Source organism: Anaerocolumna sp. MB42-C2, from assembly GCF_030913705.1.
Taxonomy (GTDB): domain Bacteria; phylum Bacillota; class Clostridia; order Lachnospirales; family Lachnospiraceae; genus Anaerocolumna.
In genome coordinates this window covers 1,412,589-1,432,608 of record NZ_CP133190.1, presented here as the reverse complement: position 1 = coordinate 1,432,608, position 20,020 = coordinate 1,412,589, and the positions used below count along the sequence as shown (strand labels likewise).

The 20,020-nt window shown below is 34.7% G+C and carries 20 protein-coding genes; all 20 read left to right on the top strand.

Translation table 11 applies throughout. From position 1 onward, the window contains the following. Positions 1-5 precede the first annotated feature (5 nt). The 20 genes from RBU59_RS06410 (at position 6) to RBU59_RS06315 (ending at position 20,012) form a co-directional block, all read left to right on the top strand. Positions 6-1,328, top strand: a complete 1,323-nt coding sequence (locus RBU59_RS06410; protein WP_308147053.1) for an anaerobic C4-dicarboxylate transporter family protein — start codon at positions 6-8, stop codon at positions 1,326-1,328. Between the two features lie 112 nt (positions 1,329-1,440). After that, the gene (locus RBU59_RS06405; protein WP_308147052.1) at positions 1,441-2,256 is read left to right on the top strand and encodes a sugar phosphate isomerase/epimerase family protein; all 816 of its coding nucleotides are present in this window, start codon (positions 1,441-1,443) and stop codon (positions 2,254-2,256) included. Positions 2,257-2,266: 10 nt separating this feature from the next. Further along, positions 2,267-3,076, top strand: coding sequence for a BtpA/SgcQ family protein (locus tag RBU59_RS06400; protein WP_308147051.1), 810 nt, complete (start codon positions 2,267-2,269; stop codon positions 3,074-3,076). 12 nt (positions 3,077-3,088) lie between these two features. Continuing rightward, positions 3,089-4,636 (top strand): FGGY-family carbohydrate kinase, encoded by a 1,548-nt coding sequence (locus RBU59_RS06395; RefSeq protein WP_308147050.1) that lies wholly within the window; start codon positions 3,089-3,091, stop codon positions 4,634-4,636. 19 nt (positions 4,637-4,655) lie between these two features. Then, positions 4,656-5,507 carry an amidohydrolase family protein gene (locus RBU59_RS06390; protein ID WP_308147049.1) on the top strand — a complete coding sequence of 284 codons (852 nt, stop codon included), beginning with the start codon at positions 4,656-4,658 and terminating at the stop codon, positions 5,505-5,507. A gap of 3 nt (positions 5,508-5,510) precedes the next feature. Beyond that, positions 5,511-5,942: a secondary thiamine-phosphate synthase enzyme YjbQ gene (locus RBU59_RS06385; RefSeq protein WP_308148550.1), complete on the top strand. Its 432-nt coding sequence runs from the start codon at positions 5,511-5,513 to the stop codon at positions 5,940-5,942. 4 nt (positions 5,943-5,946) lie between these two features. Next, positions 5,947-6,735: a PfkB family carbohydrate kinase gene (locus tag RBU59_RS06380; protein WP_308147048.1), complete on the top strand. Its 789-nt coding sequence runs from the start codon at positions 5,947-5,949 to the stop codon at positions 6,733-6,735. A gap of 66 nt (positions 6,736-6,801) precedes the next feature. Beyond that, positions 6,802-7,689, top strand: a complete 888-nt coding sequence (locus RBU59_RS06375) for a fructoselysine 6-kinase (protein ID WP_308147047.1) — start codon at positions 6,802-6,804, stop codon at positions 7,687-7,689. Positions 7,690-7,734: 45 nt separating this feature from the next. Next, positions 7,735-8,148 (top strand): cupin, encoded by a 414-nt coding sequence (locus RBU59_RS06370; protein ID WP_308147046.1) that lies wholly within the window; start codon positions 7,735-7,737, stop codon positions 8,146-8,148. An 11-nt stretch (positions 8,149-8,159) separates the two neighbouring features. Further along, on the top strand, positions 8,160-8,819 hold the full coding sequence (locus tag RBU59_RS06365) for an HAD family hydrolase (protein WP_308147045.1): 660 nt from the start codon (positions 8,160-8,162) through the stop codon (positions 8,817-8,819). Between the two features lie 84 nt (positions 8,820-8,903). Then, positions 8,904-9,305 (top strand): putative PEP-binding protein, encoded by a 402-nt coding sequence (locus RBU59_RS06360; protein ID WP_308147044.1) that lies wholly within the window; start codon positions 8,904-8,906, stop codon positions 9,303-9,305. A 454-nt stretch (positions 9,306-9,759) separates the two neighbouring features. Next, positions 9,760-10,164, top strand: coding sequence for a PTS sugar transporter subunit IIA (locus RBU59_RS06355; protein ID WP_308147043.1), 405 nt, complete (start codon positions 9,760-9,762; stop codon positions 10,162-10,164). A 53-nt stretch (positions 10,165-10,217) separates the two neighbouring features. Further along, on the top strand, positions 10,218-10,688 hold the full coding sequence (locus RBU59_RS06350) for a PTS sugar transporter subunit IIB (protein WP_308147042.1): 471 nt from the start codon (positions 10,218-10,220) through the stop codon (positions 10,686-10,688). A gap of 22 nt (positions 10,689-10,710) precedes the next feature. Beyond that, the gene (locus tag RBU59_RS06345; protein ID WP_308147041.1) at positions 10,711-11,490 is read left to right on the top strand and encodes a PTS mannose/fructose/sorbose/N-acetylgalactosamine transporter subunit IIC; all 780 of its coding nucleotides are present in this window, start codon (positions 10,711-10,713) and stop codon (positions 11,488-11,490) included. Beyond that, entirely contained in the window at positions 11,474-12,310 is an 837-nt protein-coding gene (locus RBU59_RS06340) for a PTS system mannose/fructose/sorbose family transporter subunit IID (protein WP_308147040.1), read from the top strand. The genes RBU59_RS06345 and RBU59_RS06340 overlap by 17 nt, the downstream gene beginning before the upstream one ends. Positions 12,311-12,435: 125 nt before the next feature. Continuing rightward, positions 12,436-13,404 carry an SIS domain-containing protein gene (locus RBU59_RS06335; protein WP_308147039.1) on the top strand — a complete coding sequence of 323 codons (969 nt, stop codon included), beginning with the start codon at positions 12,436-12,438 and terminating at the stop codon, positions 13,402-13,404. A gap of 51 nt (positions 13,405-13,455) precedes the next feature. Continuing rightward, positions 13,456-14,280, top strand: coding sequence for a histidinol-phosphatase HisJ family protein (locus tag RBU59_RS06330; protein WP_308147038.1), 825 nt, complete (start codon positions 13,456-13,458; stop codon positions 14,278-14,280). A 75-nt stretch (positions 14,281-14,355) separates the two neighbouring features. After that, the gene (locus RBU59_RS06325) at positions 14,356-17,100 is read left to right on the top strand and encodes a sigma 54-interacting transcriptional regulator (RefSeq protein WP_308147037.1); all 2,745 of its coding nucleotides are present in this window, start codon (positions 14,356-14,358) and stop codon (positions 17,098-17,100) included. An 18-nt stretch (positions 17,101-17,118) separates the two neighbouring features. After that, positions 17,119-18,483 (top strand): MATE family efflux transporter, encoded by a 1,365-nt coding sequence (locus RBU59_RS06320; protein ID WP_308147036.1) that lies wholly within the window; start codon positions 17,119-17,121, stop codon positions 18,481-18,483. 599 nt (positions 18,484-19,082) lie between these two features. Continuing rightward, positions 19,083-20,012 carry an AraC family transcriptional regulator gene (locus tag RBU59_RS06315; RefSeq protein WP_308147035.1) on the top strand — a complete coding sequence of 310 codons (930 nt, stop codon included), beginning with the start codon at positions 19,083-19,085 and terminating at the stop codon, positions 20,010-20,012. Positions 20,013-20,020: the final 8 nt, after the last annotated feature.

Below are 20,020 nucleotides of genomic sequence, written 5' to 3'. Positions count from 1 at the left end.
CCACAATGTTTTGGATTGAATTGATTATTGTCCTTGCAATTATTTTCTTGGGAGTACGTAAGGGGGGAACATTCCTGGCAATGGCCGGTGGTATTGGAATGCTCATTATGACTTTTATTTTACATGTTAAGCCTTCAGATCCGCCAATCACAGTCATTCTGATCATGATAGCAGTCATCTGTGCAGCAGCCACCATGCAGGCATGCGGCGGCCTGGATTTCTTAGTTAAGATAGCAGAGAAGATTCTTCGTAAAAATCCGAAGCTTATCACAATCTTGGCGCCAATTGTATCATACATATTTACATTTATGTGTGGTACCGGGCACATTGTATATAGCTTACTTCCGGTAATAAATGAAATTGCTATTGATACGGGAGTTCGTCCGGAACGTCCAATTTCAGCATCTATTGTTTCATCTCAGCAAGCAATTACAGCATGTCCGATTTCTGCAGCAACCGTTGGTATTCTCGCTTTTATGGCAGAATCGCCTTATACACAGGTTAATATCTTCACGCTGTTGCTTGTTTGTATTCCAGCAACTTTAATCGGAACTGTTGCAGCTGCATTAGCTGTAATCAAAAAGGGAAAAGAGCTTGAAGATGATCCGGAATTCCAGGCGCGTGTTGCTTCAGGGCAGATAGAAGACTTTACGAAGAAGCATATTGAAGAAAAGAAAACTACTAAAGAAGCTAAACTTTCTGTAGCAATTTTCTTAACTGCAATGGTGGGCATTGTATTATTAGGTGCAGTAAAACAGCTCGTTCCTGTTATTGATGATGATGGCACCAAATTACCATTAACTACAGTAATTGAAATCTTCATGTTAGTTGCAGCGGCTGTTATGATTCTTTTAACCAAACTTGACAGTAACAAAGTATTGGATCAGCCAGTTTTTCGTACCGGTATGTTCGCCGTTGTTTTAGCATTCGGCCTCTGCTGGTTAGTAAATACATTTATCGGTGATCAGGCTTCTTTCATCACAGACAATATGTCTTCGTTAACAAATCAGTATCCATGGATTTACATCGTTGCAGTATTTATTGTCGGTGCGATTACAACCAGTCAGTCTTCTACCACGATGATTATGGTTCCAATCGGTATTGCATTAGGACTTCCTGCCAATATTATTGTAGCCGGATGGATTGCCTGTTCTTCCAACTACTTTATTCCTGCCTCCGGACAGTGTGTTGCAGCAATCGCGTTTGATTCCGCTGGAACGACCAGGATAGGTAAATTTGTATTGAATCACAGCTATATGATTCCCGGTTTAGTATGCACCTCAGTATCAGTTGTAGCCGCTGTACTTATTGGAGCAGTTATATTCTAAATCCTGGCTTATAATGAGCCGGATAATCAATTGGACCTCAATCTGGCATCTGCGCTTTTTACGGCGGAAGCCAGGGGTCCTATATTGAAAGAAAATATAGGAGGCTTTACCAATGAAATTTGCACCGATGAATTATCACTATCTTAGATATCCAATTAAAAAGTTCTTAGATAAGGTGGAGAACTCACCATTTGATAGTATTGATTTATATTGTTCTGCTCCGCAGTTAAATATGTTTGATTATCCTCTTAGCAGGTTAATCGATCTTGATAAAGATATACGCCGCCGTAAATTAAGTGTTATGGCGATGACCCCTGAAAACTGTACTTATCCGGTAAATTTTTGTACCTCAGATAACTTAACAAGAGAGTCAAGTGTCCGTTATTATCAGAGAGCAATTGACACAGCTGAATTTCTAGGATGCCCAAATGTCCAGATCAGTACGGGTTTTGGGTATTTTGACCACTCTCGAGAGGAAGCCTGGAAGTATTGCAGAGAATCGATGGTTACCCTTGCAGCATACTGTGAGAAGAAAAATGTCCGGTTATTACTGGAGGAATTGAAAACTACTACAACCAATGTTCTCATTACAAGTAAAGATATTGCACAGATGTTAAAAGAGATTGGATCTGAAAGTATTGTTGGAATGGTTGATTTGGATCAGATGACATATGCAGATGAAACAGTTGATGACTGGTTTAATAATCTGGGCGAAAAACTTAAACATATTCATTTTAATGACAGAGGACATACGGTTCCCGGTGATGGTGATTTTCCAATGAAAGAATATTATGAAGCAATAAAGAGACGGGGGTATGAAGGAACCGTGTCTTTTGAAATCTGTGACCGGCGATATTATTGTGACCCGGATAAAGCCATTGATGATATTATTGCATGGATAAAAATGAATACAAATGAATTGAATTAAGGAGAAAATTATGTGGACGTGTGAAATGTTCGGTGTAGAAAAACCGATTATAGCTTTACTGCATTTAGATGCACTGCCGGGAGACCCGGGGTTCTGTGGAGACATGAACACGGTATTAGAGCACGCAAGACAGGATCTTATTGCTCTTCAAAATGGTGGGGTAGATGGTATTCTTTTTGCAAATGAATTTAGTTTGCCATATCAGCCTGTTACAGATATTGCCACGGTATCTGCAATGGCATATATCATTGGAAATCTAAAAGATGAAGTCAAAGTACCATTTGGTGTCAATGTTGTAAAAAACCCTATAGCTACCATTGATCTGGCAGCTGCAACAAATGCAATGTTTGCACGGAGTTGTTTCTCCGGTGCTTACATGGGAGAATATGGAGTCTACTACTCGAATAGCGGAGAAGCAGTCAGACGTAGGAAAGCTCTCGGAATAGAGAATATGAAACTGTTATTCAAAGTAAATCCGGAAGCTGATACCTATCTGGTACAGAGGGATATTCGAACAGTTGCAAAATCCATTATGTTTGGTGATTTTGCAGATGGTTTATGTGTTTCAGGAGCAGCAGCCGGGGAGGAACCGGATGATAACATTTTGGCTAAGGTATATGAAGTCGCAAAAGCTAAAGATGTACCAGTATTCTGCAATACCGGATGCAATCACAAAAATGTCAGAGACAAGCTAAAATATTCCGATGCAGTATGTATGGGTTCTGCATTTAAAAAAGATGGGATATTTAATGAACGGGTGGATGAAAGCAGTGTTCACGAATTTATGGATATTGTAAAGGCAATCAGAGCTGAACTATAAGGAGATGGATAGTTGAAACGCTATTTTTTAGGAATTGATATAGGTACCTATGAATCCAGGGGAATGCTTATAGGGGATGATTTTAAAGTGATAGCTGATTGCTCTGCAAATCATACGATGGACAATCCAAAGCCGGGCTATTTTGAGCATGATGCACAACAGGTATGGTGGAGAGAGTTTTGTGAAATTTCAAAATCGCTTATTCAGAAAAGTGGGGTTGAACCGGAGAATATTGTTTGCGTTGGAGCGAGCACTCTTGGAACAGACTGCCTTCCTGTGGATGCAAACTGTACTCCGCTTCGACCAGCTATCCTCTATGGAATCGATGCAAGAGCAACAGAGGAAATCAGCTGGTTAAATGAATATTATGGAGAACAGGAGGTATACAGATTATTTGGTCATCCTGTTTGTTCCGGTGACACAGCAACAAAGATATTATGGATCAAGAATCATGAACCGGAAATATATAAAAGAACCTATAAATTTTTAACAGGAAGTTCCTATATTACAGCAAAACTGACTGGACGATATGTCATTGATCAGTTCCTGGCAAAAGGGTCTTTCCGGCCGCTTTACAATGCAGATGGAAGCATAAATGAGAAAAATTGCAATCATTTTTGCAGACCAGATCAGCTGGCTGAATGTGCGTACTCAACAGATATTATTGGTGGTATCACAAAACAGGCAGCAGAAGAAACCGGACTTTGCGTGGGAACACCTGTTATTACAGGAACTGGAGATTCTACTTCAGAAGCCATCAGTGTTGGACTTGTAGAATCAGGAACCACTTTTTTTCAATATGGTTCTTCTATGTTTTATTACTATTGTGTAAATCGTTTGGTGAAAGATTATAGATCGCCATATGGAAATGGGACCATTAAAGGTGGAAAGGTATTTACCATTCCGAATACCTTTTGTATTGGAGATGGAACAAATGCCGCAGGGACACTCACACGCTGGATCAGAGATACTTTTTATCAGAAAGAATTGGAAGATGAAAAAAACGAAGGAGAAAATGCTTATGCTATCATGGCAAAAGAAGCCGCAGAGATTAAACCCGGTTCGGATGGATTAATGATTCTTCCGTACATTTATGGAGAACGGAGTCCCATTCAGGATCCATTAGCAAGCGGAATTTTCTTCGGACTAAAAGGAAATCATAATCGAAAGCACATAAACAGAGCAGCATTAGAAGCTGTTGGGTATTCGACTTATCAGCATTTAATTCTTTTTAAGGAGATGGGAATACCACCTAAAACGATTATTACTGCAGGAGGAGGAACAAAAAATAAAACATGGATGCAGATTATCTGTGATATGGCTGGAATGCCACTTCATATACCGGAAAACTATCAGTGTTCTTCCTATGGAGATGCAATGTTAGCAGCTGTTGGCTGTGGTGCGTTACGGGATTTTAAGTCACTTCAGAATGCGCTTCCAAAAGGGACTATTATTACACCCGATATGTACAATCATAAATTTTATAAAGATCAATATGAAATATATAAGGAATTATATTTGAATAATAAAGAACTGATGCACAGACTGCAGACACATTAAAACGGGAGGTTTCGAAAAAATGGTAATAGACACACATATACGTCCGGTGCTTTATGCGCCTATTTGTCAGGATAAAGAAAGGTTTGAACAGCGATGTGATGAAATGAATTTTCATCTTATGAGTCCTGCCGGTATTGAACTCTTAAAAAAGCAATATGCATTAGCAGATATACAGAGGGTTTTCCTGCTTCCAGAAGATTGCTCAGCAGAGACAGGGGCACCAGCTATTTCAAATGATGAGATTGCGCAGCTGGTTTCATGTGATTCGGATTACTTTATTGGTTTCGCATCTGCAGATCCAAGAAATAAGGACGCAGTAAAAAATTTGGAGCATGCATTTACAACATTGAATTTGAAAGGCTTATTTATTAATACAGCCCGTCTTCAGATGTATCCTTATGATGAAAAACTTATTCCGCTGTATGATATCTGTAAAAAGTATCATAAGCCAATTATTTTTCATGCGGGATTATCCATGGAAAAAAATGCATTGGCAAAATATTCCTGCCCAATTGATTTTGAAGAGATTTTTTATAAATACCCGGAAATCAATATCTGTTTGACTCATATGGGATGGCCGTGGGTTCAGGTAACAGCTGCATTGCTCTTAAAATATCAAAATGCTTATGCAAGTACAGGTTTAGTGAATTTTGACGGACCGTATCAGATATTTCACAAGGTATTCAAAGAAGATATGGGAGAATTATGGGTAGAACACAATATTGCAGATAAGATTATGTTCGGATCAGATTCCCCGAGAATTCGGCCGGTAAGAAGTAAAAGAGGAATAGACAGCCTTGGCTTTTCCAATGAAACGATGGAAAAAATAAACTATAAAAATGCACTGAGATTTCTTGGATTGGAGGAATAGATGATGCAGTTCAAATTAAAAGAAGTTGCTGTCTGTGCGGACAAAGAGTTTGAGATGATACAGATTACACAGAGCGTAAGAGATTTTGTTGAAGAAAGCGGCATCGAAAATGGAGTGGTATTCGTAATTACAGAGCATACAACTACAGGGATTACGGTAAATGAAAGTCTTCCATGTGTAGAAAAAGATATTATGGAAACCCTCGATAGATTAGCGCCTGAAAATGATCTATATAATCACAATCATTATCTTCCCACATATGGAACGATTGGTGGGAATGCACCGGGACATTTAAAATCCCTTTTGACCGGTAATCATTGTGTATTTCCGATCATGGACCGAAGACTAAAGCTGGGACATGCAGCAGACATATACTTCTGCGAATATGACGGAATAAAAAATCGAAGATATATGATTTATGCAATGGGGGAATAAAAGAATGAAAAGAGCAATTGCCATGAGTGATAATTGCATTGATGTCTATTATAAGCTCGATCGTTATTACTTAACAGGAAACAGTATTGATTTTGCGTTTAACTATAAAGATTTAGGCGGAAATGTAACAGAAATGACAATCCTTGGCAATGATGTATTTGCTAAGGCATTAGAAGAACGGTTAAAGGAGCGGGAGATTCCCTTTCGGATATTAAAAAGAATAGAGCGGCCAACAGGAATGGCAACGATGGATCTTGTAGATGGAGATAAAAAGCATCTTCATTTTGAGGGAAATGCAATGGAAGAGATAGAAATCGCTCCGGAAGATCTGGAATTTATTAAAAACTTCGATATTGTTTATGCAGAACGTTGGACCAAGATAAATCGGTATATAAAGAATTTGAAACAACCCGGACAAATATGGGTGTATGATTTTTCAAAGAGACTGGAACAGGATAGTAATGATACTATCATACCATATCTGGATTATGCATTTTTCTCTTATGATAAGGATGATGAGTATATAAGAGACTTCATGAAGAAAACGAAAGAAAAGGGTGCGAAAGTTGTAATCGCAATGCTTGGAGAAGCTGGAAGTCTTGCATATGATGGATGTAAATGGTACAAGCAGGAAGCTGAAAAAGTGCCGGTAGTTAATACCGTAGGTGCAGGCGATTCCTTTATTGCAGCATTCACTTATGGAGTTAGCCTGGGAGAAGATATTCCGAAATGTATGCTTCGAGGGAAAACAAGAGCAACTGAAATTATTCAACAGTTTAATCCATATAAATGACAAAGTGAAAAAATGATTAACTAATAAAGGCATATTATATTACCAATAAAGGAAAAAGGAGAAACAATGGAAAACTGCAAAATCATTGCAATTGGAGATAACGTATGCGACAAATATCTTTCCCGGGGAATGATGTATCCGGGCGGACAGTGTGTGAATACCTGTGTATATGCATCACTCAATGGTACAAAAGCAGCATATCTTGGAAAATACGGAACCGATGAAGTGGCGGAATGTGTTCAGAACACGTTGAGATTGATTGGTATAGATGATAGTCAAAGCCGTCATTTTGAAGGAGAAAATGGTTTTGCCCTTGTGACACTAAAGAACAGTGATCGTGTGTTTCTTGGATCGAATAAGGGTGGAATTGCCAAGGAGCATTCATTTGATTTTACGGAAAAGGATTTTGAATATATCAAAGGATTTCAATTGATATATACTAATTTAAACAGTTATATTGAAGAGAACCTTCCGGAACTTAAGACCACAGGCGTTCCGATTGCTTATGACTTTTCTACCAGATGGACAGATGAATATCTGGAAAAAGTTTGTCCTTATATTACAATTGCTATTTTATCCTGTGCTCATCTTACAGATGAGAAGCGTGAAGAGGAAATGAAAAAAGTGCAGTCCTTTGGAGTTCCGATAGTGCTTGGAACTGTTGGGGAGGATGGCTCCTATTTGCTTTACAAGGACACCATCCTATATGCAAATGCCGTACATGCAGATGATATCATCGACACGATGGGCGCCGGAGATTCTTATTTTGCAACTTTCTTGTGTTCCCTTTTAGAATCATCGGAAACAGGAGCAATTATAGAAGCAGATGACAAGAAAATGAAAGAACGGCTTCAAGAGGCAATGAGAAAAGGCGCTGCGTTTGCTGCCCGGGTTTGCGCAATGGAGGGTGCCTTTGGTTATGGTACACCGATAGTTGGAAAAACAGAAATATAAGTGTTTCGCTGCAAAATAATAAAAGGGAATAGAGAGGAAGATTAAATGAAACCAGATATTTACGAAAACAATCAAGAAGGAATCCTTTGCGTCTATAAAAATGAGAAATGGCTTGTAAGTATTAAGAATTGGAAGCCAGATAATGATATCGAAGGTATTGCTCATTTAGAGATTCATCACACTACGGATGAACAGTTTATTCTGACTGCCGGAAAGGCCATTCTTATTACAGCAGAAAGAGAGAAAGATAAGTTTAAAATTGAACTTACTCTTATGGAGCAGGGAAAAGTATATAATGTTCCGAAAGAAGTATGGTTCTATTCAGTTACCCAGCGAAATACCAAGATGATGTATGTACAGGATTCGAATTGCTCTATGGAAAACAGTGATTTTATGGATTTATCTCCAGAAGAAGTAGTTTATATTCAAGATACTGCACGCAAGTTATTTGGGGAATAATTGAGGAGATCATGAGTAAAAAATATGTTCTGTTTGATTTTGACGGAGTAATTGCCAATACGGAAGAAAGCAATAAGAGATATCTGGAGAAAGCATTGAAAGAGCATGGAATCACTTTGACTGAAAAGGACAGACAGCAATTGATTGGATCCAGTGATAAAACATTTCTTCAAAATATCCTAAAACGAGGCCCGGTTCCTGTGTCAGAGGGGGAGCTGGCAATTACCCGTAAAAGAATTGGCAATACGTATGAAAACACCAATATCCAGCCTATGCCTGAACTAGTTCCGATGCTTCACTTTTTACGGGAAAAAGGAGTAAAAACAGCGATCGCATCTTCCACATCTACAAAATTAATTATTATTGCTCTGGACAAAATGGGGATGACTTCCCTTTTTGATACCATCGTATGCGGAGATATGTGTACAGAAAGTAAACCCCATCCGCAGATATATCAACGAGCTATGGAATATCTTGGAGCAAAACCCGAGGAATGCATTGTAATAGAGGATTCTACGGTAGGAATAGCTGCCGGAAAGCGTGCAGGTGCATATGTAATAGCTTATCTGGGTTCTGGTTTACAACAGGATATTCATGAAGCTGATTTTTCTGTAAATTCTTATACAGAGTGTAAAGAAAAATTATGTGAAATATTTCATTTCATTCCTTAACTATAAATTTTATAGAATTTTGCCTACACTGCAAATGACATACATTTTTTTATTGATAAATGGCCCCAAATTCTGGTTGCCAGATTGCTGGCGGACATCTTTGCAAAAGAGGTAGACTTCTTTAGTATCGGAACCAATGATCTGATCCAGTACACCATGGCGGTTGACCGTATGAATGAGAAGGTTGCCCATCTGTATTCCCAATACGATCCGGCGGTACTCCGTTCTATTAAAAAAATTGTAGATAGTGCTCATGAAAATGGTATCTGGGCAGGTATCTGCGGAGAAGCTGCGGCGGATAAAATCTTACTTCCCCTTTGGGTAGGATTTGGACTGGATGAACTCAGCATGTCTCCTGGATCTATACTACGGATAAAAGGACAGATTCAAGGACTTACGAAATCGACCTGCGAGGAATTGGTTAAAAAAGCATTTACATTAAGTACTGCAAAAGAAGTAGAAGAAACTTTGAAAAATTTCAAATGATTGAATTTTCTTGATATATTAACTCTTTCTTCTTGATAGAAAATACTTGCTAAAACTATGCTATACATTTAATTCGTAAAAGATATGACATTGCCCCCAGAGTAAAACATTGAAAAATTTGAATCATTGTTAAACTCCGGGGGTTTTTTATCGCGAAAATTGATCGCTCAAAGCATACTGAATAGATTGTAAGGTTTACCATTATTCTGATGAACTGTAACAATTGTTATGTTGATTATATAAATCAAATAAAATGCTGTTTACTAAATGCAAGCATTGCTAAAGAATCGACACAAGAGTATTTCTGATTTCCAATGAAGAAAACATTATGAATTATTATATTCCAGTGTAAATAATACATTTATAATGGCGAAGTGAAAGCGAAAAGGATGACAATAATTGAGTTCACGATATAATAAAAATTGTAAGTATCAAATTGGAAGGAGGGAAAAGTTTGAGAAAGATTTTACTAGCTACTCATGGTACTTTTGCAAAAGGAATTTTAAATTCATTATCAATAATTATGGGAGAACAATCAAATATAGAATGTCTTTGTGCATATCTTGACGGAGAAGATTGCATTGAACAGCAAGTTAAAACAATTGTTGAAAGCAAGGATGCAAATGTTGATTTGGTTGTTGTTACAGATGTATTTGGTGGTAGTGTAAACAATGAATTTATGAAATATCTCGATGTAAATGGGTTATATCTCATTAGTGGATTAAATCTGAATTTGTTACTTGAATTAACTACATCGGAAGAAACAAGTACAGATAAAATGATTAAAGATATTCTTGAAAAAAGAAATGATTTTGTAAAGTATTGTGAACGAAAATCAATTAGTGATGAAGAATTCTAATCAATTGGTAAAGTATTATCGTTTGAAAGGATACTTTATAAGGAGGTGGAAAAATGATTAAATTATTGAGAGTGGATCATAGGCTAATTCATGGGCAAGTTGCATTTGCTTGGACATCTTATCTGGGTGCAGATTGTATATTAGTAGCCAATGATGAGGTGGTAAACAATAGTTTACATATGACTACTTTAAAATTAGCTAAACCTGCTAATGTTAAATTAGTTGTTAAAAATATTGATGACTCTATTCAGGCTATTAATAGTGGAGTCACAGATAAGTATATATTATTTATAGTTGTCTCGAATATAAAAGATGCCCAAAGATTATCAAAAGGATGCTCCAAAATCAAACAAGTTAATTTAGGTGGGGTAAAAGCTAGAGAAAACACGAGACAAATAAGTTCTGCGGTTAGTGTAACCGATGAAGAGATTGACATGATAAGAGACATGATCAATTTCGGAATTGAAGTTGAGATTAGACAAACACCAACTCAGAAAAAGGTGTTAGCTCAACAATTAGTATAGAAACATAATCAGGAGGTATTATATGCTAGTACAAGCAATACTATTGGGGATTTTAGGTTTTTTAGGTGGTGCAGATTGGTGGATTGGTACAACATTTATACATAGGCCAATTTGTTTTGGTGCTATCACAGGAATAATTTTAGGGGATTTACAAACAGGAATTATTGTTGGCGGAGCTTTAGAAATCTTATTCATTGGTGCTATTGCAATTGGCAATACAGCAATTCCAGATGTTGGTGTTGCTGGAATATTAGCTACTGCATTTGCAATTTCACTTGGTAAAGGAACCGATGTGGCTCTTGCGTTAGCTATGCCAATAGGAATGTTGAGTTTAACTTTGGGAACTTTAATAATTGGTCCTACAAGATTACTTTGCAACACTTCTTCATATAAGCTGGCTGAAAAAGGAAACTATAAAGGCGTTTATTGGATGCATTTTATATCTGGCTTCATAACTTGGACAATAAAAGGGTTATTAGTATTTGGTGGATTTTATTTTGGTGCAGATGCAGTTACTTCTCTGATTAGTAGTATGCCTAAAGCAGTAATTGACGGCATGTCAATTGCTAGTGGTGTTTTGCCGGCTGTAGGTATTGCAATGTTATGTCAGTTAATTATTAATAAGAGCGTAGCACCCTACTTTGCATTAGGGTATGTATTGGCAAGTTACTTCAAAATTCCGATGTTAGGAATAGCAATAATTGGGCTAATTCTTGTTTTTGCAAAATTTAATTTTAAATTAGATAATGTTGAAGCAACAGCAAATGTGGATGGGGTGAATGATTATGAAAACGAATTCTGATGAATCAACAAGGCTATTAACAAAAAAGGATATTACAAATATGACCTTAAGATGTTGCACATTAGATGCATCATTTAATGACCAGGGTTATCAAAATATGGCATTTGCATATACAATGTATCCTATAGTTCGTAAATTATACAAAAATCAACCAGAAAAGTTAAAAAGGGCATATAATAGACATTTAGAATTCTTTTGTTGTAATCTTCCACTCACACCATTTATTTGTGGAATTGTAGCAGCTATGGAAGAAAAAAATTCTATGACAGAGGATTTTGATGAAGATACAATAAGTACTGTAAAAACTGCGTTAATGGGGCCGCTTGCAGGTATTGGAGATTCTATTTTTTTAGGAACAATTAAGATAATTGGTACGGCAGTAGGTGCAGGATTATGTGCGACTGGAAGTATTCTTGGACCCATAGTATTCTTATTATTTTATAATGTACCAGCATTTTGGGCAAGATTTAAAGGTGCTTTTAAAGGATATGAATTAGGAACTGATTATTTGGATAAAATTCAAAAATCTGGGTTGATGGAAAAATTTATGTCAGCAGCTGGAATATTGGGAGCTATTGTAGTTGGTGGGCTGATTTTTCAATTAATATATATTACGTTTGGATTGACCATTAGTGGTTCAGGAGAAAGTGCCATGACTTTACAGTCTTTATTGGATAATATAATGCCTGGTATAGCCAAATTAGGCGTTACCGGCGCAGCTTTTTGGTTAATAAAGAAGAAAGTTCCGGTATTAGTAATTATGTTAATAACAATGGTTTTAGGAATTTTAGCGGCTTATACAGGAATATTAGTAGTTTAAATATAAAATCACCGAAATTTCGTACATATTAATTAAATTATTTTATCTTAAATTCATGGTAAACAGGCATTTTACAGGTGCAAAGTTTCCGTCTATTATAAAAATAAAAAGGGAGATTAAAAACAATGAAAAAAGAACATATTGAACTAATTAAAGCAGCGGCTAATGCTGTTAAGCAAAAAGGAAAAATCAATCATATTTATTACGTAGCTTGTGGAGGATCAAAAGCCACATTAATGCCTGCTCAATATGTGATGGATTGTGAATGTGATGTTCCGTCATCAGTTTATACTTCTAATGAATTTGTGTATCGCGTGCCGAAAGCTTTAAGTGAAAAATCAATAGTAATTACGTGCTCTTTTTCAGGCACAACACCTGAAACAGTAGAAGCAACTAAACTATCTCGCAGTAAAGGTGCACTAACTATTTCACTAACATATGATACGGATTCTCCACTATGGAAAGAGGCAGAATGTCCATTACATCATGATGATAAACCTGGATCAGATGATAACTTTGCAGTTTTACACGCTATGAATTATAATATTTTAAATACCTTACAGCCATCAGAAAAATATGAAAAAGCTATTAAGGCAATTGATTGCCTGGATAATTTAGTGCAATTAAACATTGAGAAATACAAGAATTCCGCTATTGAGTTTGGAAGAACACATAAGAGAGAAGAGGTTATTTATACAATGGGAAGTGGTGGATGCTATCCAACGGTTTATTCATTTACTATTTGTTTAATGATGGAAATGCAATGGATTCATTCAAATTCAATTCATTCTGGGGAGTATTTTCATGGACCTTTTGAAATTACAGACTATGATGTACCATTCTTAATTGTGAAGAGCTCAGGCAGAACAAGATATTTAGATGAAAGAGCACATGCTTTCTGTAAAAAATTTAGCGATAAAATTACATTAGTAGATACTGACGATTTTATTATGACTGGAATTGATGAAGAAGTAAGAGAATTTATTACTCCAATTATATGTATGACTGTACTAAGACAATATGCAAATGCCTTATCTGAATTTAGAGGTCATCCAATGTCTGTTAGAAGATATATGTGGAAAATGGAATATTAATCTTAAATTTTTGGGAACTGAAAGGTTCCCAATTTTTGAAAGAGGGACCTCATGATAAATAAATTTAGAGTAGATTATCATATGCATACCACTAATTCTTTAGATGGAAAAAACACAGCTGAAGAAATGTGTTTAAGCGCTATAGAAAAAGGGTTAGTAGAAATAGCAATAACAGATCATTTTGAAATATATCCTTTTTTAATAGAAGGCAGAAAATGTTCTTACAACAATCAGCCTGTTGAAACATTGGCTGAAATCAGATCTCTTCAAAAAAAGTATAGCCATAAATTGACCATTCGAAGAGGTGTTGAATTGGGCCAGTCATACCATAATCTTTTTTTAGCTGATGAAATTATTAGGAAAGGGAAATATGATTTTATAATAGGTTCTGTTCATATTTTTGATAATCAGTATATGGAAGATATAGATTATACACAATCGCCGATAAAGGATATAGCTTTTAAATATTTTAAAGAAGTATTAACATTAGTTGGTAACTCGGATTTTGATAGTGTAGGGCATCTTAATATTTTTTCCCGTTATGCTGCTAAAATGTCGGTAACATTAGAAGATTACAGTCCTTTCTATTCTATTTTGACAGATATATTCACGCTGGTTATAAGTAAGGGCAAGGCAATTGAGTTAAATACTTCAGGCTGGCGTCAAGGAATAGGACATCCTTTTCCAAATGAAGAAATACTAAAAATATATTATGAATGTGGCGGCAGAATGGTTACGGTAGGATCAGATTCTCATAATAAGGATGATATAGCAGCAGATTTTGATATAGCTTATGACTTGTTAAAAAAAATTGGATTTGAATATATTACTACATTTGACAAGAGAAAACCGATTTTTGTTCCAATAAACATTTAACGGAGCAGATCTGCGGTTTAAAGAGGAAGAAAAAGTATTGTGATCGTCGATCTATTCTTATAGGAGGAATTTCATTTGGAAACTACAAAAAGTGAAGTATTGAATTATTTGATTAAGTATACAGGTGAATTTAATAAAAATAACATAAATCAATATAGTGCTAATAATATCAGCGCGAAACTTCATATAAGCAGAAATTTAGCTAGTCAGTATTTAAATGATCTCGTAAAAGAAAAATTAGTCATTAAAATAAATTCCAGACCTGTATACTTTTTACATAAAAGGACTTTTGAAATTGCTAATGAGATTAGATTACAAAATGAATTTTTTTCGAATATAGAAGAGTTAAACTATTTTGTTATCTATGAGAAAAACAGGGTAAAAAATTTTCATAAAGCGATTGGTTATAATTTAAGTTTATCTTATTGTGTTGAAAAATGCAAATCGGCGATTACGTATCCCTTTACAGGATTACCAATTTTATTAGTTGGAAAGACAGGAACCGGGAAAAGTATGATGGCAAGGTTAGTATATGAATATGCCATTGACAAAGGAATAGTTCATAAAAATAAGAAATTTAATATAATTGACTGTTCACTATACGCAAATAATATAGATGGGTTTGATGACATGTTATTTGGATATAAAAAAGGTGCATATCCAACCGCAATAGAAGATCAAATAGGTTTGCTAACTGAGGCGGAAGAGGGAATTATTTTTTTTGATGAGATTCATGCATTACCTAAGTTGTGCCAGGAAAAGTTATTTAGTTTATTAGATACAAAACAATATACCATTCCTGGAGATTCACATAAAAGAGAAGCTAAAGTCAGGTTAATTTTTGCAACAACGTATAATCCCGAAGAAGTACTATTAAAAACATTACTTAGAAGAATTCCTGTTATAATTAATTTACCAAGTTTATTTGAAAGAACTATTTTTGAAAAAGAAGAATTAGTTATTCGATTTTTAAAACAGGAATCTAATCGAATAGGGATGGAAATCTTACTTAGCAATAAACTTTTACAGCTGCTTTTAGATTATGATTATTCAGGTAATGTGCGTGAGCTTAAAAACTGCATCAGTATTACTTGCGCAAATGCTTTACATTCACATAACAAAGAAAGTTTGGAATTATATGTATATCATTTACCGGAAAACATTATTTCCAGTGTTAAAGATGTGGATAAAAGTTATTATAAAGACAATTCACTTATTAATGTTAATAATATTAAAGTTAGTCCGAGAGCTTATAAAATTACGGAATTTTATAATGAATTATTGAAAGTGAGTTTAGAATATATTGATCATAATGATGAAATAGATTTATATTTAAATACAATTTTTAATGTAATTAAGAGATATTTTGATTATATTGTTTATGAAAAAAATTATTCTGATCTTAAGCTTAAATCGATAGAAAAAATTTTATCACAGATTTCAAATAGTCTTATTGATAAATATAATATTATTCTTCCTGGAAATTTTAATTTTGTAATAGCAAGAAATATATATTCAAAAGTGACAAATGGTTCATACATCAATGGATGGGAACAGGAACATTTTATGGAGTTTGAAACGTTATTAATAAATATCAACCGTTATTTTAAAGATGAAATGATGATAAGCGAAGAGTTTCTTAATAAAATAAACAATTTATTAGATGTACCTGTAAGCAAAATCGATGAGTTATTAATTCTTTTTTTAATTAAATATTACAATAGAAAAATTCAGGTAAAAAAAATTAGAGGAATAATTATATGCCATGGTTATTCAACTGCAAGTAGTATAGCAGATGTGGCAAATAGATTAATAGGAAATTTGATTTTTGATGCTATAGACATGCCGTTAGAAAGTAATTTTGAAGAAGTTGTATTAGCTCTAAAAAAAAATATCATATTAAACCAACACTTTGATGAAATCATTATTTTAGTTGATATAGGATCGTTAGAATCCATTGGAGATAGATTATCGGATATACCCAATATTAATATAGGGGTAATAAATCATGTCTCTACTGGTATTGCTATTGAAACAGGAATGCTGATTAAACAAAACATGTCTATGATAAATATTTTGAATAAAGTAACTCACGGAGTAAAAATCGATTACAAGGCAGTTATAAAGCAAAGCAAAAAAAAAGCTATTGTATTCACTTCTGAAAATAACATAGATGTTACGAATAAGATTATAGAGCTTTTTGAGGATAGCCTACCTAATTCTTTGAGCATACATTTAGTAAGTATTGACTATTTCGAATTGCTTACGCATGGTAAAAATTGCGAGATATTTAACACATATGATGTGGTATTTATATGTGGTACTTTAAATCCTAATATAAGTGACGTTGAATTTATAGCTTTAGAGGATGTTATCTCTTTTAATAAAGGAATAAAACTCAAGCAGTTGTTGTTTGAAAATGTTAACGAAACAACGTTTGAAAGATTTAGACAAAATATAATAAAAAATTTTTCAATGCAAAATTTAGTTGAATTTCTTACTATTCTTAATGTCGATAAGGTATTAAGTTTAGTACAAGATTCAATTTTAATTTTACAAGATAAACTTCATATTAAATTTACTGGAAAGATTGAAATCGGGCTGCAAATGCATATCTGCTGTTTAGTAGAACGTTTGGTTACCAAGACACCTGTAGCAGTATATTCAGAATTAGATAGTTTTGAACAAAATCAAAAAGAATTTATTAATTATGTTAAAGAAAGTTTTAGTAATATAGAAGAGCATTATCGTATTGATTTGCCTGTTAGTGAAATAGCATGGATATATGATTATGTATACAATAATCAGTTTCAGAATTAAATTTACAAAGGGGATTTTATGCTATTAAGAAGATATATCGGAAATAAAAAGTTTTATGCTCAAACAGGAAAAATTATGATTCCTTTGGCGATACAATCTATTTTAACCAGTTCAACGGCTATCATTGATACAATGATGGTCAGTTGGATTGGTAAAGTATCTGCGGTTGGAACGGCAACTCAACTGGATGCCTTAATGCAAGCAACGGCTTTTGGTATTGCAGTTGGGATAAATATATTTTTAGTACAATATTTTGGCTCACAGGATCACAAGAATATGCGTAAAACATTTGGATTAAGCTTGATATCAATGTTTCTAAATGCTTTAGTTTGGTTTACAATATCTTGTCTTTTTACAAAACAGTTATTAAAATTTTTTATTAATGATAATTATGTAATCAATGATGCAGTGGAATATTTGAAATTTGCAGTGTGGGGGTTTTTTCCAACTAGTATACTTTTATCGTTCACATTCGCATACCATAGCATTCAAAAAACATATATACCTCTTTATATAGGAATAATAACAACAATCATTCATATTAGTCTTAACTATATTCTCATTTTTGGGATTTTTGGTTTTCCTGCACTGGGAATTTATGGTGCTGGCTTAAGTGTTTTTTTATCTCAAATGATTTCATTAATTATACATATTTTTTATGCTTATTTTTCAAAACAGGTTTTTATTGGTAATATCCGTGATATGTTTACTTTTTCTAAGGATTTTATCAAAAATGTTTATGGAAAAGTATATCCATTAGTTATTAATGAAGCTTTATTTGGGATAGGAAATAGTATGTTTGTTAAAGCTTTTGGATGTTATGGCAAGAATGTATTGGATAGTTATTATGTTGGAAATCAAATAGCTAATTTGTTTTATGTTATTGTTAATGGTATTAGTGATGCAACTGGTGCTATGTTAGGTGCTAGCTTGGGGAAAGGAGATTATGATAAAGCTACCAGGGAAGCGGATTATTTTACTGGAATTGCAATTATTTCAGCTGTTACAATTATTTCTATAATAATGACATTTTCTGACAAAATTGTAAGTTTATTTAGCTTATCTGGTCCGGATTTACACCAATTAGCAGTGATTATTGTGAAAGTTCTGTCAATAAAAATAGCATTCCGACTATATAATGTAATAGTGTTTTCAGCTTTACGAGCCGGAGGAGATTCTAAATTTTTAACTTTCTTAGATTCTGGAATCATGTGGTTGGTTGGTATTGGAAGTACTTTATTTATGGTTTATATTCTAAAAGTAAATAGTATAGTTATTGTATTATTAGTTGGTCAATTAGAGCAAATGGTAAGATTAGTAATCGGATTTAAAAGAAAATCATCAGGAATTTGGTTAAATAATTTAGTTCATAAAGTCAATTAAATTGTAAGTTGCTTCATGACTGGTAAAATCAATCGTCCTTCCAGTAACTATCAGGCTTAGTCGTTTGATGGCATACTCTCAGTACCAGGGTGTACCGGAAGATATTAAACGTTGGAATTGATAAAAGTATTGTATCGATATATCCTGGAGGAGATATCAAATGCGGATACGGCTTTTTTCTGTAATTAACAAACTTTTGCAGGAGAAAGGTTTTCTCAATTGAGTTTTTTAAAAGACATGTATTTTACTATTTTTTCCTTTAGCCAACAGCAACATGTCATCATGGCTGCCAGCAGATTTGAAAATACGATCTGTAAGCAGCCATACCTGACTAACTGAGAATAAAATTATTATCAGAATTTATACATTTCCTAATCAAATACAGTTTGATTATCCACCAGGGTTTTGTTTTTAATATCGTTAGTAAAAAATTTGATTGTAAATAATACCTTAAAAATACTTTGTGATAGCATAAAAGAAGTTCTCCCCCTTTAAGTGTAAATACATTCTTTTTTACGCAGATAAGAAGGAATAGTCAGGTAATAACATTTCTGTTATACTTGGAATAACAGAAATTAACAGGAACAGGAGGGAATCATATGCCAGATCAGAAATGTCTGGAAGAATATATTCGAAGAATTCACAAAGTACAGGATTACATCGAACAGCATATAGGACAGTCCCTGTCCACCACGGATCTTGCTAATGCCGCCGGGTTTTCCAAATATCATTTCAGCCGTATTTTTCAGGGTTTGTTACATGAACCGATAGCCCACTATATGAACCGGATTCGCATGGAGAGGGCACAGTTTCTTTTAGCACACCGGCCGGATAAAAATATGACGGACATAGCTTATGAACTTGGATTTTCGGATTCAGCCGTATTTTCACGGGCATTTAAGAACTACTATGGTATCAGTCCAAGAGAATATCGGATGGAATATAGCAAGAATTGCAAAGATTATTATCTTTTGTCTGAGTACAATAAGAACACAGCTAAGAAAGAATGGGCAGGAGATCCTTTTCCTGTTGCAGGGCGGATTACCATTGAAAACCTGAAAGAGATACAGGTCGCTTATGTAAGACATACAGGTACTTATGAGACATTAGCAAAAGAGTATAGTGGACTGATACAGACATTATTAGCTTTTGCAAAGAAGCAGCACTTATTATTGGAAGGTCAGAACTGGGTGCTTGCCATGTATCATGACAATCCGGAATTTGGAGTGGAGAGCCAGTTCCGTACCAGTCTGTGTCTGACGGTGCCGGAGAACGTTCGGGTTCAGGAAGACAGTATCCTTGGAAGAATGAAATTAGAAGGCGGTCTGTATGCTGTCGGGCATTTTCAGATTCATCAGGAACAGTATAAAGATGCCTGGAATTATATGTATCAAGAGTGGATCACAGGCAGTGGTTTTGTTCCAAGAGACTATAATCCATTTGAAGTGTATCGTAACGATCCGTCTGCCAATGAGAAACATATCCATGAGGTGGACATCTATGTTCCCATTGAGCCCATTCATTTCTAATATGCTGC